The organism is Pseudodesulfovibrio hydrargyri (assembly GCF_001874525.1).
GTDB classification, from domain to species: Bacteria; Desulfobacterota; Desulfovibrionia; order Desulfovibrionales; family Desulfovibrionaceae; genus Pseudodesulfovibrio; species Pseudodesulfovibrio hydrargyri.
In genome coordinates this window covers 1,976,278-1,990,092 of record NZ_LKAQ01000004.1, presented here as the reverse complement: position 1 = coordinate 1,990,092, position 13,815 = coordinate 1,976,278, and the positions used below count along the sequence as shown (strand labels likewise).

Genomic DNA, 13,815 nt, shown 5'->3' with positions numbered 1-13,815 from the left:
CAACACAGGAGGTATAATGCACACCAACCGTAGAAACTTCCTCAAGCTCTCCGCTGTCGCGGCCACGGCCACGGCGTTCGGCGGGCTGGGGCTCGGCTGCAAGGCCAAGACGGCGACATTGCCGGATCACGCCGCCGCCCTGGACCCGAAATGGAGCAAGCAGACCACGTCCGTATGCTGCTACTGCGCAGTGGGCTGTGGCCTGGTCGTGAACACGTCCCTCAAGGACATGAAGGCCGTCAACGTCGAAGGCGACCCGGACCATCCGATCAACGAAGGCGCCCTGTGCGCCAAGGGCGCCTCCATCTGGCAGCTGGGCGACAACGACCGCCGTCCGGACTCCGTCCTGTACCGGGCTCCCTATTCCAAGGGATTCAAAAAGGTCTCCCTGTCCTGGGCGCTGGAAACCATCGCCGAGAGGATCAAGGAAACCCGCGACAAGACCTGGACCGAGAAGAACGCCAAGGGCCAGGTGGTCAACCGCTGCGACGGCATCGCCTCCCTGGGGTCCGCCGCTCTCGACAACGAGGAGTGCTGGGCCTACCAGACCATGCTCCGCAGCCTCGGCCTGGTGTACATAGAACATCAGGCGCGTATCTGACACAGCGCGACTGTTGCGGCTCTGGCAGAGTCGTTCGGACGCGGCGCGATGACCAACCACTGGATCGACATCCAGAATTCCGATTGTGTTCTCATCATGGGCAGCAACGCTGCCGAAAACCATCCCATTTCCTTCAAGTGGGTGACCAAGGCGCAGGAAAAGGGCGCGACCCTGATCCACGTCGACCCCCGTTTCACCAGGACCTCGGCCAAGGCCGACTTCTACGCGGGCATCCGCTCGGGCGCCGACATCGCCGTCCTGGGCGGCATGATCAAGTACATCCTGGACAATGACCTGATCTTCCGGGACTACGTGGTCAACTACACCAACGCCTCCTTCATCGTCGGCGACAAGTTCTCCTTCGACGACGGCATGTTCTCCGGCTACAACGAGGCCACCCGGTCCTACGACAAGTCCACCTGGGCATTCGCCATGGACGCCGAGGGCAACCCCAAAAAGGACCCGACCCTGGCCGATCCCCGCTGCGTGTACCAGCTGCTCAGGCAGCACTACGCGCGCTACGACATGGACAAGGTCTCCTCCATCTCGGGCATGCCCAAGGAAGCCCTGGCCAAGCTGTACGAGACCTACGCGGCCACCGGCAAAAAGGACAAGGCCGGAACCATCATGTACGCCATGGGCTGGACCCAGCACTCCGTGGGTGTGCAGAACATCCGCTCCATGGCCATGATCCAGCTTTTGCTGGGCAACATCGGCGTGGCCGGCGGCGGCGTCAACGCCCTGCGCGGCGAATCCAACGTCCAGGGGTCCACGGACCACTGCCTGCTGTTCCACATCCTTCCCGGCTACCTCGCGACCCCGCAGGGTTCCGAGCCCACCCTGGAAGCGTACAACAAGGCCCACACCCCGGTCTCCCATGATCCGAAATCGGCCAACTGGTGGGGCAACTTCCCGAAGTACTCCGCCTCGCTGATCAAGTCCATGTGGCAGGACGACGATCCCGCGACGGCCTACAACTACCTGCCCAGGCTCGACTCGCTGTCGGCCCGGGAATACTCCTGGCTGTCCCTGTTCGACAAGATGGACGAGGGCCAGTTCAAGGGTCTGCTGGCCTGGGGCATGAACCCGGCCTGTTCCGGCGCCAACTCCAACAAGACCAGGCAGGCCCTGACCAAACTGGACTGGCTGGTGAACGTCAACATCTTCCCCAACGAGACCGGCTGGTTCTGGGAAGGACCGGGCATGGATCCGTCCAAGATCAAGACCGAGGTCTTCTTCCTGCCCTGCGCCGTGTCCATCGAAAAGGAAGGTTCCATCACCAACTCCGGCCGCTGGATGCAGTGGCGCTACAAGGGCCCGGACGCGCCCAACGGCCAGAAGCCGGACGGCGACCTCATCTATGAACTGATGAAGGAGATCCAGCACCTGTACCAAAAGGAAGGCGGCGTGTACCCCGAGCCCATCACCCGGCTCACCTGGGACGCCATCGCCACCGACGGGGTCTTCGATCCCCACAAGACGGCCAAGCTGATCAACGGCCAGTTCACCCGCGACATCGAGATCAAGGGGACGATGTACAAGAAGGGCCAGCAGGTTCCCAGCTTCGCCTTCCTGCAGGCCGACGGCTCGACCACCTCGGGCAACTGGCTGTACTGCCACTCCTACACGGAGAAGGGCAACATGGCCGCCCGGCGCGACCTGACCCAGACCCCGGAGCAGGCCAACATCGGCCTGTATCCGAACTTCTCCTGGTGCTGGCCCGTCAACCGCCGCGTGCTCTACAACCGCGCCTCGGTGGACCTCAAGGGCAAGCCCTACAACCCGGAGAAGGCGGTCATCGCCTGGAACGGCGAGAAGTGGATCGGCGACGTGCCCGACGGCGGCTGGGCCCCGGGCACCAAGTACGCCTTCATCATGCGCAAGAACGGATTCGGCCAGCTCTTCGGCCCCGGCCGCGCTGACGGTCCGTTCCCCGAATACTACGAACCGCTGGAATGCCCGGTGAAGTCCCATCCCTTCTCGAGCACCCTGCACAACCCGACCGCCCTCAAGTTCGACGACGAGGAAAAGGCCGTGTGCGATCCCAGGTATCCCCTGGTGGGCACCACCTACCGCGTCACCGAGCACTGGCAGACCGGCCTGATGACCCGAAACTGCCCGTGGCTGGTCGAGGCCGAACCGCAGGTCTTCGTGGAGATGAGCCGGGAACTGGCGCAGCTTCGCGGCATCGAGAACGGCGAAAGGGTCATGGTCGATTCCGTGCGCGGCTCCATCTGGGCCAAGGCCATCGTGACCGGACGGCTCAAGCCGTTCACGGTCCAGGGCACCACCGTCCATCAGGTCGGCCTGCCCTGGCACTTCGGCTGGACCTGGCCCAACGACGGCGGCGACTCCGCCAACATCCTGACCCCGTCCGTGGGCGACCCGAACACGGGCATCCCCGAAACCAAGGCCTTCATGGTCAACGTCCGCAAGGCGTAAGGGAGGAATGACACATGAGTAAGACATTCTTCATCGACCTGACCAAGTGTACGGCCTGCCGTGGTTGCCAGGTTGCCTGCAAGCAATGGAAGAAACTGCCCGCCGAGAAAACCGAAAACTGGGGCTCCCACCAGAACCCCAAGGACCTCTCGGGCTCGACCCTCAAACTGGTCCGCTTCGAGGAAGTGGAGACCGAAAACGGCATGCAGTGGCTGTTCTTCCCGGAACAATGCCGCCACTGCGTGGAGCCGCCCTGCCTGGATGCCATGACCATTCCCGGTTCCATCATCCATGACCAGGAGACCGGCGCCGTGGTCTACACCGAGCTGACCGCCGACGAACCCGACAAGGACGCCTTCTCCATGGCCTGTCCCTACGACATCCCGCGCGTGGACGAGAAGTCCGGCCGGGTGGTCAAGTGCGACATGTGCGTGGACCGCGTCAAGGTCGGGATGCTGCCCGCCTGCGTCAAGACCTGTCCCACCGGCGCCATGAACTTCGGCGACCGGGACGAGATGCTGGCCCTGGCGGAGGAGCGTCTGGCGGCCGCAGCCGAGAAGTATCCCGACGCGGAACTGGTTGACGCCGATTCGGTGCGGGTCATCTACCTGGTGCAGACCGATCCGGACAGCTACTACGAGTCCCTGTCCGCCGACGCCTCGGGCGTCCGGCGCGGGCCCATGTCCAGGAAGCAGTTCCTGGCCGCCCTGGGCCGCCCGGTCAAACGCATGTCCTCCTAACGATCCCCTCCCCCGGCGCGGGCTCCCCCGCGCCGGGGTCCTCCATCTCGAACGCTCAATGCGGGAACACCTCCGTAAGCCACACCGTCCGGCGGCCTCATGGGCAACCGGGGCAAGCGGAGTTTCTTATGACCCCGGCAGGCATGTTCTGCCGGGGTCTTTTCCCCCGAATACGGGAGGACGGACGATGTTGCTTTGTGGGGAAAAGGGTCTTTCTTGTCTTTTGACCGGCGAGACGGTAACGGGTAGTGGCGATCCCTGGCCGCCGCCCCCAACATGGAGCCGAACCGTGCGAAACGTCCCGCTTATCTGCATCCTCATCTGCCTGGCGCTGGCCCTCGGGGGGTGCGACCGATCACGGAGGACCGCCGAGGAGAAAGGCGGAACCCCGGGGGTGACCGACGATCTGATAACCCTGGGCTCCTCCCTGACCCTGTCCGGCCACGCGGGCTACCTCGGCACGCAGACCCTGCGGGGCGCGCGGGCCTACATCCGTCACGTCAACGAACAGGGCGGCGTACACGGCCGCAAAATCCGGATCGAGGTCGAGGACGACTCCTACGACCCGCCCCAGTGCCTGGCCAACACCCAGCGGTTCATCGTCGACAGGGACGTCTTCGCCCTGTTCTGCTACGTGGGCACTCCGACCACCATCAAGGCCCTGCCCCTGGTGGAGGACGCGCGCATTCCGCTCATCGGCATGTTCACCGGGGCCAACGCGCTCAGGCAGCCGCCCAACCGCTACGTCATCAACATCCGGGCCTCCTACTACCAGGAGACCATGGCCGCTGTCCGGCACATGGTCGAGGACCTGGGGCTGACCAAGATCGCGGTCTTCTACCAATATGACGCCTACGGCTTCGACGGCCTGATCGGCACCGAGCTGGCGCTCAAGAGATTCGAGCTGGAGCCCGTGGCGCGCGGCTCCTACATCCGGGGCACCCTGGACGTTCAGGACGGCCTGGACCGCATCCGCAGGTCCGGGGCCGAGGCCATTGTCATGATCGGCACCTACGGGGCCTGCGCGAGGTTCATCAACCTGTCCGAGGAGGAGGGCTACAACCCGATCTTCTACACGGTCTCCTTTGTCGGCGCCGAGGAACTGGCCTGGCGCGTGGGCAGGGCCTCCCCGGCCCACGTGTTCATGTCCCAGGTGGTCCCCCAGCCCGAGGAGTCGGACGACAAAAACGACTCGGCCTCCAACTACGTCAAGCTGCTTCGGCGCTACTACCCGGACGACACCCCGAGCTTCGTCGGGCTGGAGGGGTTCCTCAACGCCGAGATCCTGGTCGAGGGGCTGCGCCGGGCGGGCCGCGACCTGACCCGGGAAGGATTCATCCGGGCCATCGAGTCCATCAAGGACTTCAAGCTCGGGCCGAACCTGACCATTACCTACGGCCCCTACGACCGGCAGGGGCTGGACGCCATCCATTTCACCAAGCTGTACGACGGAAAGTTCATCCCGTTCACGGACTGGGCCGAATTCAAGCGCGAGCTGGGGGGCCCGCAATGACCCTGGGCGAACGCATAACCGCCCGGTTCACCCGCATCGGCCTGCGCGAGAAACTGCTCTTCTCCATGCTGGCCGCGGTCCTGTTCATCTCCGTGGCCATCGCCCTGATCTCGCGCTGGATCCTGGTCTCCTCCCTGACCAACGAGTTGGAGATGCGCGGCTTCGCCATCGCCCACTCCGTGGCCGAGCGCGGCGGCTCCTACCTTTTGGACAACGACATCCCCAGGCTGCTGGTGCTCATCTTCGACGAGGCCCGGCTCAGGCAACGCAAGGATCTGGTGGCCTACATCTTCATCGAGGACCAGGCGGGCAACATCCTGGCCCACACCCTGACCCACAGGCTGCCCGACAACCTGCGCGCCAACACCCTGCCGCCGGGGAAACCCGACTCCATCAAGCTCATGGAGCTGGGCGACCAGGAGGTCTACGATCTGGCCGCGGCCATCAACGAGGGACTGTACCGCATCGGCACGGTCCACGTGGGGCTGAACAAGCGGCACATCGACGCCCTGGTGGGCAAGCTGCGCGTGGCCTTCCTCGGCTTCATCTCGGCCGTGGTGATCATCACCATCATCCTGTCCTCCTGGCTGTCCAAGTACATCACCAAGCCGGTCTCGGACCTGACCCGGCTGTCCGACGAGATCAGCCGGGGCAACTTCGACATCCCGCTCAAGCTCGGCTCGGGCGAGGACTGGGACTCGGCCGAATGCCCGGCCTTTTCCAACACGGACCTGCCCTGCTGGCACTTCGACCAGTCGCGCAGCGGCCAGACGCCCGCCGAAACCCACCGCAAGTGCGCTGACTGCGCCTTCTACCGCAAGCATACGGGCGACGAGGTGGTCCAGCTCGGCGACTCCTTCCGAAACATGGTCTGGTCCATCAAGCTGTACCGCCGCAGGCTGCGCGAGTCCGAGGAGAAGTACCGCTCCCTGTTCGATTCGGGCCCGGACCCGATCTTCGTGGTGGACTGCGCCAGCGGGACCATCCGCGACGCCAACCCCCGGACCACCGAGCTCTACGGCTACCCCCGCGAGCAGCTCATGGACATGCCCTTCCTGGCCCTCGGCCCGGAGCACAACGCGGCCTGCCTGGACTTCTTCACCGAGGGCGGCGGCGGGTGCGTCTACTACCCCAAGCGGCTGCACTACAAGAACGGCGGCGAGCCCTTCTTCGTGAACATGCACGCCTGCCCCATCTCCTACCGGGGCAGGCAGGCGATCATCATCGCGGTCACGGACATCACCGAACTCATCGAGAAGGACGCCCAGCTCATCCAGGCGGCCAAGATGAAGTCTCTGGGCGAGATGTCCGCGGGCGTGGCCCACGAGATCAACCAGCCCCTCAACGCCATCAAGGTGGGCAGCGAATTCCTGTCCATGATGTGGGAGGAGGACCTGGAGATACCCAAGGAGCATTTCGGGGAGGTGGTCAACGAGATATCGTCCCAGGTGGACCGGGCCGCCGAGATCATCGACACCCTGCGCTCCTTCGGCCGCAAGTCCGACCTGATCGAGGAGTCCGTGGACCTGAACCAGCCGGTGCGCGCGGTCCTGTCCATGGTCCGGCGGCAGTTCGAGCTGGAGAACATCCGCTTCGAGCTGGAACTGGTCGCCGGATTGTCCCCGGTGCGGGCCCACTCCAACCGGCTGCAGCAGGTCCTCTTCAACCTGGTGACCAACGCCCGCGACGCCATCAACGACGTGTCCAACGCCGACACCGGCGGCGACCGGCGGATCATCATCCGCACGGGCAACCGCGAGGACAAGGTATTCATTGAGGTGGAGGACACGGGCGGCGGCATCGACGAGATGGACCAGCAGAAGATATTCGAACCGTTTTTCACCACCAAGGAAGCGGGCCAGGGCATGGGCCTGGGCCTGGCGATCACCTACGGCATCATCAAGGATTACGGCGGGGAAATCCGCATAGACAGCACCAAGGGGCGCGGCACGGTCTTCCGCATGGAGTTCCCGGCCGCCGCGCGAGGAGAGACCAAGGCATGAGCGATAAAGTACTGGTCATAGACGACGAACGGCCCACCCTGAAGATGTTCACCCTCCTGCTCTCGGCCTACGGCTACGAGGTGCTGACCGCCGAGAACGGCCTGGAGGGGGTCGAGACCTTCCGGCGCGAGTCCCCGGACCTGGTGCTGACGGACATCAAGATGCCGATCATGGACGGCATAGAGGCCCTGAAGGCGATCAAGAAGCTCAACCCGGCCACCGAGGTCATCGTCATCACCGGGCACGGCGACATGGACCTGGCCATCCAGGCCCTGAACCTCGACGCCACGGACTTCATCAACAAGCCGCTCAAGCGCGAGGCCCTGGAAAAGGCCCTGACCCGCGCGAAGGAGCGCATGACCATCGCGCGCAACAGCGAGGGACAGGTGGTCCTGGAGGAGAAGAACCGGGCCGCGGTCATAGGCGTGCGCGGCAACGTCTCGGCCATGACAATGCCCCGGCTGACAGAGGCCTTTGAAAAGGCCATGGCCATGGACAAGGAGGCCGTGCTCATCGAGTTCGAGAAGAACGCCTCGATCAACGGCGCGGGCATCACCGGCCTGACCGAACTGCTGCGCGGCAACGCGGGTTCGGGAACGCGGGTCTACCTGGCCGGGCTGTCGAGCAACTTCCGGTCCGTGTTCGAGGCCCTGGGCATCACCCGGTACGCCGAGCTGTTCGACCAGGGCCGGGAGACGCTGACGGACGCCTAGTCCTACGGGGCGAGCTTTTCCAGTTCGTGGATGATGGTCCCCAGATCGGGGCGCGAATTGATGTCGTGGACGTCGATGTAGCGGATCACACCCTGTTTATCGACGATCACGATGGCCCGCTCGGCCATGCCGTCCGAGCGCAGGATGCCCAGGGCCCCGGCCACCTTGCCGTGGGGCCAGAAATCCGACAGCACCGGGAAGCCGAGCCCGTGCATGGCCTTGACCCACATGGCCTGTGACGGGGTGTTGTCCTCGCTGATGCCGAGTATCTCGGCATCCAGCGCGCGGAACATGTCCAGGGCCAGGTTGTAGCCCGGCCACTGGTCCGAGCAGACCGGGGTCCAGGCCGCCGGGACAAAGGACAGGACCACGTTCTTCTTGCCGCGATAGTCGCTCAGGGTGACCGTCCCTCCTTGGATCGCGGGCAGGGTGAAGTCCGGTGCCGCGTCGCCGACTTTGACCTTGAGGGTCGAATCCGTGGGTTTGAGACGGCCTGGGTCGAAGGTCTCCAGGTCATCCGCCAGGGCCACGGAAGCCAGCAGACTCCAAGCCAGCAAGCCGCAGGCGAACAGGGAGAAAAGCGGCGCGCGTCTCATAACTCCCCCTACTTCCCGGCCAGCTCCAGCATGTTCTTCAAAAACGCTTCCTTGTCCTTGATCTCTCCCTCGTGGAAGACCAGGACGGCCCGCTTGCGGTCGCGCAGGTCCACCAGGTAGTAGGCCGGGGTGCCCACGTTGCCCACGGCCTTGTGGGCCGTGTAGTCCGGGTCCTCGAAGAGCGGGAACTGGACGTCGAACTTCTTGCGGTAGAAGGCCACCTCGAAGGGCGTGTTGCCCGCCCCGATGCCCACGAACCGGACCTTGCCCGCCTGGTCCGAGGCCAGGGTCCGGGCGAACATGTCGTTCACCCCGGGCGCGTCGTGCTGGCAGATGGGGCAGTACATGCTGAAGACCTCCACAAGCACGAAGTCCGCGTTGATGTCCGAAAGCCGGATGTCGCCGTCCGGGACGCCCAGGTACTGGCGCTGCTCCGGGCTGATCTTGCCCTGAAGCGCCACGTCGGGGAAAACGTCTAGGGCCATGGCGGGCGCGGCCAGTACGGCGGCCAGCGCGATCAGGCAGGCGGCCAGGGTGAGGGAGTATTTTTTCATGTGCTTTCCTCTTCGGTTGCGGTGCGTTGCCCCTGGGGTGTCGATGCACTCATGTTTTCCTCCGCTGCAATTCACCACTGGATCGGTTTGCCAAAGCGGTCGAGGTAGCGCAGGCCTTTTTCTCCTTGCCGGGAAACCATTGTATTCACGATGTCGGGGATGACATCTTCGATGGAGAATGCGGCTTCCGATCCACCCATATCCGTTTTTACCCAGCCCGGCGCAAGCAGCAGCAACGCCTGCTGGGGATGGCGCGAGGCAAAACTTCGCATCAGCATGTTGAGAGCCGCCTTGCTTGCCCGATAAACGTCGTTCCCGCCTCTCTCGTTATCCGCAACGCTGCCCTGCCCGGAGGACATGGCACCGATAACGCCGCCGGAGCGGGCCATGCCGGAAAATGCCTCCAGCACTTTCATGGGCCAAAGGGCGTTTATGGTCATGACCCGGACAAACTCTTCGGCCGTGATTTCGCCGATCGTTTCGCTCATCCCGTTTTTATTCGCAACACCGGCGTTGACGAAAAGCAGGTCGAAATCCCTACCCTGCAATCGCGTTTTCAGGCCCGCGATTTGATCGGCGTCCGTAATATCGAGATATTCAATTTCAAGCGCTTTGGGGAATGTCTCCGCAAGCGTGTGCAACCCGGTTTTTCCACTGCGAACCGTTGCGGCCACGTTCCAACCGCGCTCCAGCAGTTCCCGCGCTATTGCAAGACCAAGCCCTCTTGACGCTCCGATAATGAGAGCGGATTTGCCTTCCGGCATTTTCTTCATCGTTTATTTTCCCTCTGGTCATAGCTGGTTTCCCGGCTTTTTTCTTGTCGAAATCAACAAGACAAAACTATTCTTTCTTTATAGATGTATATAGCGTAAACACGTTCCGCTCTCAAGTTTTTTAAATAACCGGCACTCCTCATCGAAGATCGTGCACCGCACTCGCCCGCTTCCGCACCTTGCCTGGCCCGGACGAACGCGGTAGGGTTTAAAACTGGACGGCATCCCCAACCAAAAGGAAGCATCATGGAAAACAGACCCCTCGTCCCCTCCCTGTTGACCGGCATCATCCTGGCCGTCGGCTTCGTGGCCGGTTGCTGGGTCCTGGCCGGGGCCCTGGTCGATTTCAAGGCCATGGACCGCTACGTCTCGGTCAAGGGACTGGCCGAGCGCGAGGTGCCCGCCGACCTGGCCATGTGGCCCATCAGCTTCAGCGTGGCCGCCGACACCCTGCCCGACCTGGACGCGGCCCTGGCCGCCTCCCGCAAGGAGGTCCTGGCCTTCCTGAACGAGCAGGGACTGGGCCAGGCCGAGATCATGAACGCGGCCCCCCGCGTGCAGGAGAACCAGTATAACTCGCCCAACCAGCGCCCCACCCACCGTTACACGGCCCAGGCGGTCGTCACCGTGCGCTCGAACGACATAGCCAAAGTCAAGCAGGGCATGTCCGTGGCCGGGGAACTGGTCTCGCGCGGCGTGCTCCTGGTCCAGAACTACGAGTTCCGGCCGACCTTCGCCTTCACCGGCCTGAACGGCATCAAGCCGGACATGATCGCCGAGGCCACGCGCAACGCCCGGGACGCGGCCAGACAGTTCGCCGAGGACTCCGGCTCCCGCGTGGGCGGCATCCGGCGGGCCTCCCAGGGATACTTCTCCCTCCAGGACCGCGACCAGTACACCCCGGAGATCAAAAAGGTCCGGGTGGTCACCAGCGTGGACTATTTCCTGGAAGACTGACGGACAACAGGCGCAAAAAAACGGCCGCTTCCCGTCGGAGGCGGCCGTTTTTTCGCGGCGTTCGCCCAGAGCGGCTAGAGCAGGAGCAACCGTACGGCCTCCACCCCGGACCAGGTCTGGTACAGGGCCAGGACAAAGGCGCACAGGTTGGCCGCGCCGTGGAACAGGGCCAGGCCGGGACGCTTGCCGCTCGGCTTTTGCAGCAGATAACCGGTGACCAGGCCAACCAGGACGAACGGCCACATGAGCATCCCCGCCGTATAGTGCGGCCCGGTCAGGGCCAGCGCCCCCCAGGTATGCTGGGCCATGTACAGGCCGAGCACCAGCCCGGCCATCCACAGCCAGGCCGCGATCTTGCCCTGCTTGACGTGTCCCTTCCAGTTGAAGGCGCACTTCTGCTTGAGGTGCTGGAAACGGAACCGGTTGAAGCCCATGAACAGGACCCGGACGGCGATGAGCAGGGCCGCGAGTTGGAGGATGGGGTGGAGCCAGAGCATGATCGTCCTTGGATGGTTATACGGTGGCGAACAGGAGCGGGGCAAGCCCCAGGGGCAGGGACAGGTGCATGGCCGCCAGGGCGGGCTTGTACCGGTCGGCGGCGGCCAGCCAGGCGGCCCCCCCTCCGGCCAGAAGCAGTCCGGGCAGGACGATGCAGCGCAGGGAAGCCGGTCCGGCCAGGCCCGCGAAGCAGCCCAGCCCCACGAAATAGGCGGCCACCCAGACACCCATGAGCCGGGCGCGGAAGGCCGGGGGCAGGCCGGTGTCGAGCACGGCGAACCCGGCGCGCCCGTAATCCTCGCGGTGCTTTTCGGCCAGCAGCCAGAAATGGGGCACCTGCCAGAGGTAGAAGATCACGGCCACCCCGAGGATGTGCGGATCGGAAAGAGGCCCTCCGGCGGCCAGCCAGCCGGTCACGGGCGGCGCGGCCCCGGCCACGCCCCCGGCCAGCAGGGCCATGGGCGTGACCCGTTTCAGCGGGGTGTACAGGCCGTTGTACACGGCCACCACGCCGAGCCCGGCGAGCAGCGTCGGCCATCCTCCGGACAGGAAAAACAGTATCAGACCGGCCAGGCCGAACAGCCCGGCCCACGAAAGCCCGAGGGCGGGGGGCATCCGCCCCGAGGCCAGGGGCCGGTTGCGGGTGCGCTCCATGCGCGCGTCGCGCCCGCGCTCCTGGACCTGGTTCAGGGCCGAGCATCCGCCGCAGAGCAGAAAGGCCCCTGCCGCCGCCGTGAAGGCGTGGCCCGGGCCGCCGTACAGATGGCCGTGATAGAGCGCGCCGAACAGGCTGCCGGCGGCCACGGCCAGGCTGACCCTGGGCCGAATGAGACTGGAAACGGACGCGAGACGTTCCGGGATCATTCGCCGTCCTTTTTCGCCAGGGACTTGATGTAGCCGATGAGCCGGTCCACCGACCCCTCGTCCAGGTCGTCAAAGGCGGGCATCTGGTCCTCGTATCCCTCGGGCACGTCGGCCGACGGTTCGAGAATGGCCTTGCGGATGTACTCGTCGTCCGCCTTGAGCTCGTAGGGCTTGCCGTCCGAGGTCCTGCCCTTGCGCTCGCTGCCGTACAGGCCGAGGAAGGTCGGGCCCACGTCGTCCGTGCCGTCGTCCGTGTGGCAGCCCAGGCAGCCGAGCTCGTCGGCCAGGGCCGCTCCCTTGTCCTTGCCCTGCCCGCCCTTGAGCAGATAGGAGGCCATGACGCCCAGCTGGGCGTCGGACAGCTCGTCGCCGTAGGGCGGCATCTCGTCGCCCCAGCCCTTGACCAGGACCGCGCCGGGTTCGCGCACGGACTGGCGGATGTACGCCTCGTCGGGCTTGATCTTCCTTTCCGTGCCGTCGGGCAGGATCACGGTCTCCTCGCGGCTGCCCAGGTCGAGCAGGCTCGGGGCCGCATCGGCCGAAAGGTCCATGGAGTGGCAGTCGAAGCAGCCGAACTCCTCGAGCAGGGACATGCCCAGATCCTCTTCGGCGGGCTCCTCCTTGCCGTTCAGCCAGGCGTCGAAGTCGTCCTGGTCCACCACCCGCAGGATGGTGATCATGTCCGCGTGCTTGAGCCCGCAGTACTCGGCGCAGAAAATGTCATAGTCGCCCACGGTGTCGGACTCTATCCAGGCGTTGGTGTCCATGCCGGGAACCAGGTCCCACTTCACGCGCATGGCCGGGACGTAGAAGGAATGGATCACGTCGCGGGTGGTCAGGTCCAGCTTGACCGGGGTGTCCACCGGGATGACCAGTTCCTTGGAGGTCCTGCCGTTGCCGTAGGTGAACCGCCAGGACCACATGCGCCCTTCCACGGCCACGGTCATGGCCCCTTCCGGGATGGTGCGCATGGCCTTGAACGAGGTCCAGCCGGTCCAGAACAGGCCGAGCACGATGAGCGTGGGCAGGACGGTCCAGAGAATCTCCAGGCTGATGGATCCCTTGATGTCCGTGGGCTGCGGGTTGCGCGTGTAGTGGTAGCGCCACAGAAAGTAGAGCATGGTCACGGTCACGGCCACCAGGATGAAAACGGCGAATCCGAGGATGATCAGAAAGGCCTGGTCCACTCCCTGGGCGGCGGTGAAAATCTGCGGATACATCGTTCCCTGTCCCTGTATGCGTTCCTCCGGCGATCCGCCGGGTTACCGGTTTGCGGTGTCGAAAAAGGTGAATCCGATGAAGATGGCCAGGATGACGAAGGCCACCAGGACCATGGTCTTGAGCGTCCGGTTCTCATACTTGAGGTGCATGAAGAAAAATACCACCAGGGACGCCTTGACCGAGGCGATGGCCATGGCCGCGACCACGTTGAGGAAGCCGAGATGGATGGTCGAGACTTCCACGGTCACGGCCGTCAGGACCATCAGCCCGGCCCACACGGCGATGAACAGGCCGTAGCCCGGTCCGTGGTGTTTCGTCTGTTCGTGCTCGTTCATGCCGT

General features: G+C 64.5%; 13 protein-coding genes. 6 read left to right on the top strand and 7 right to left on the bottom strand.

Features of this window, described 5'->3' with window-relative positions:
• Positions 1 to 16 precede the first annotated feature (16 nt).
• The 5 genes from fdnG (at position 17) to BerOc1_RS13520 (ending at position 8,012) form a co-directional block, all read left to right on the top strand.
• Positions 17 to 3,043: a formate dehydrogenase-N subunit alpha gene (gene fdnG, locus BerOc1_RS13540; RefSeq protein WP_084641528.1), complete on the top strand. Its 3,027-nt coding sequence runs from the start codon at positions 17 to 19 to the stop codon at positions 3,041 to 3,043.
• A gap of 14 nt (positions 3,044 to 3,057) precedes the next feature.
• Positions 3,058 to 3,783, top strand: coding sequence for a 4Fe-4S dicluster domain-containing protein (locus tag BerOc1_RS13535; RefSeq protein ID WP_071546201.1), 726 nt, complete (start codon positions 3,058 to 3,060; stop codon positions 3,781 to 3,783).
• A 289-nt stretch (positions 3,784 to 4,072) separates the two neighbouring features.
• Positions 4,073 to 5,296: an ABC transporter substrate-binding protein gene (locus tag BerOc1_RS13530; RefSeq protein ID WP_071546200.1), complete on the top strand. Its 1,224-nt coding sequence runs from the start codon at positions 4,073 to 4,075 to the stop codon at positions 5,294 to 5,296.
• A complete protein-coding gene (locus BerOc1_RS13525; protein ID WP_071546199.1) occupies positions 5,293 to 7,299 on the top strand; it encodes an ATP-binding protein in 2,007 nt (668 codons plus the stop codon). The genes BerOc1_RS13530 and BerOc1_RS13525 overlap by 4 nt, the downstream gene beginning before the upstream one ends.
• A complete protein-coding gene (locus BerOc1_RS13520) occupies positions 7,296 to 8,012 on the top strand; it encodes a response regulator (protein WP_071546198.1) in 717 nt (238 codons plus the stop codon). Before BerOc1_RS13525 ends, BerOc1_RS13520 begins: the two co-directional genes overlap by 4 nt.
• A gap of 2 nt (positions 8,013 to 8,014) precedes the next feature.
• Here BerOc1_RS13520 and BerOc1_RS13515 read toward each other — a convergent pair whose 3' ends face one another.
• The 3 genes from BerOc1_RS13515 to BerOc1_RS13505 form a co-directional block, all read right to left on the bottom strand.
• The gene (locus tag BerOc1_RS13515; protein WP_071546197.1) at positions 8,015 to 8,608 is read right to left on the bottom strand and encodes a peroxiredoxin; all 594 of its coding nucleotides are present in this window, start codon (positions 8,606 to 8,608) and stop codon (positions 8,015 to 8,017) included.
• Positions 8,609 to 8,616: 8 nt separating this feature from the next.
• Positions 8,617 to 9,162, bottom strand: coding sequence for a TlpA disulfide reductase family protein (locus tag BerOc1_RS13510; RefSeq protein ID WP_071546196.1), 546 nt, complete (start codon positions 9,160 to 9,162; stop codon positions 8,617 to 8,619).
• Positions 9,163 to 9,233: 71 nt separating this feature from the next.
• Positions 9,234 to 9,935, bottom strand: coding sequence for an SDR family NAD(P)-dependent oxidoreductase (locus tag BerOc1_RS13505; protein ID WP_242652998.1), 702 nt, complete (start codon positions 9,933 to 9,935; stop codon positions 9,234 to 9,236).
• A 246-nt stretch (positions 9,936 to 10,181) separates the two neighbouring features.
• Between BerOc1_RS13505 and BerOc1_RS13500 the strand changes: the two genes are divergently transcribed.
• Positions 10,182 to 10,892 (top strand): SIMPL domain-containing protein, encoded by a 711-nt coding sequence (locus tag BerOc1_RS13500; protein ID WP_071546195.1) that lies wholly within the window; start codon positions 10,182 to 10,184, stop codon positions 10,890 to 10,892.
• 74 nt (positions 10,893 to 10,966) lie between these two features.
• Here the strand turns inward: BerOc1_RS13500 and BerOc1_RS13495 are convergent, their stop codons facing one another.
• The 4 genes from BerOc1_RS13495 to BerOc1_RS13480 are packed head-to-tail and all read right to left on the bottom strand — an operon-like array spanning position 10,967 to position 13,810.
• Entirely contained in the window at positions 10,967 to 11,389 is a 423-nt protein-coding gene (locus BerOc1_RS13495; protein WP_071546194.1) for a hypothetical protein, read from the bottom strand.
• A 16-nt stretch (positions 11,390 to 11,405) separates the two neighbouring features.
• On the bottom strand, positions 11,406 to 12,254 hold the full coding sequence (locus BerOc1_RS13490) for a protoheme IX farnesyltransferase (protein WP_071546193.1): 849 nt from the start codon (positions 12,252 to 12,254) through the stop codon (positions 11,406 to 11,408).
• Entirely contained in the window at positions 12,251 to 13,474 is a 1,224-nt protein-coding gene (coxB, locus tag BerOc1_RS13485; RefSeq protein WP_071546192.1) for a cytochrome c oxidase subunit II, read from the bottom strand. The genes BerOc1_RS13490 and coxB overlap by 4 nt, the downstream gene beginning before the upstream one ends.
• A gap of 42 nt (positions 13,475 to 13,516) precedes the next feature.
• Positions 13,517 to 13,810: a cytochrome C oxidase subunit IV family protein gene (locus tag BerOc1_RS13480; protein WP_071546191.1), complete on the bottom strand. Its 294-nt coding sequence runs from the start codon at positions 13,808 to 13,810 to the stop codon at positions 13,517 to 13,519.
• Between the last annotated feature and the right edge of the window lie 5 nt (positions 13,811 to 13,815).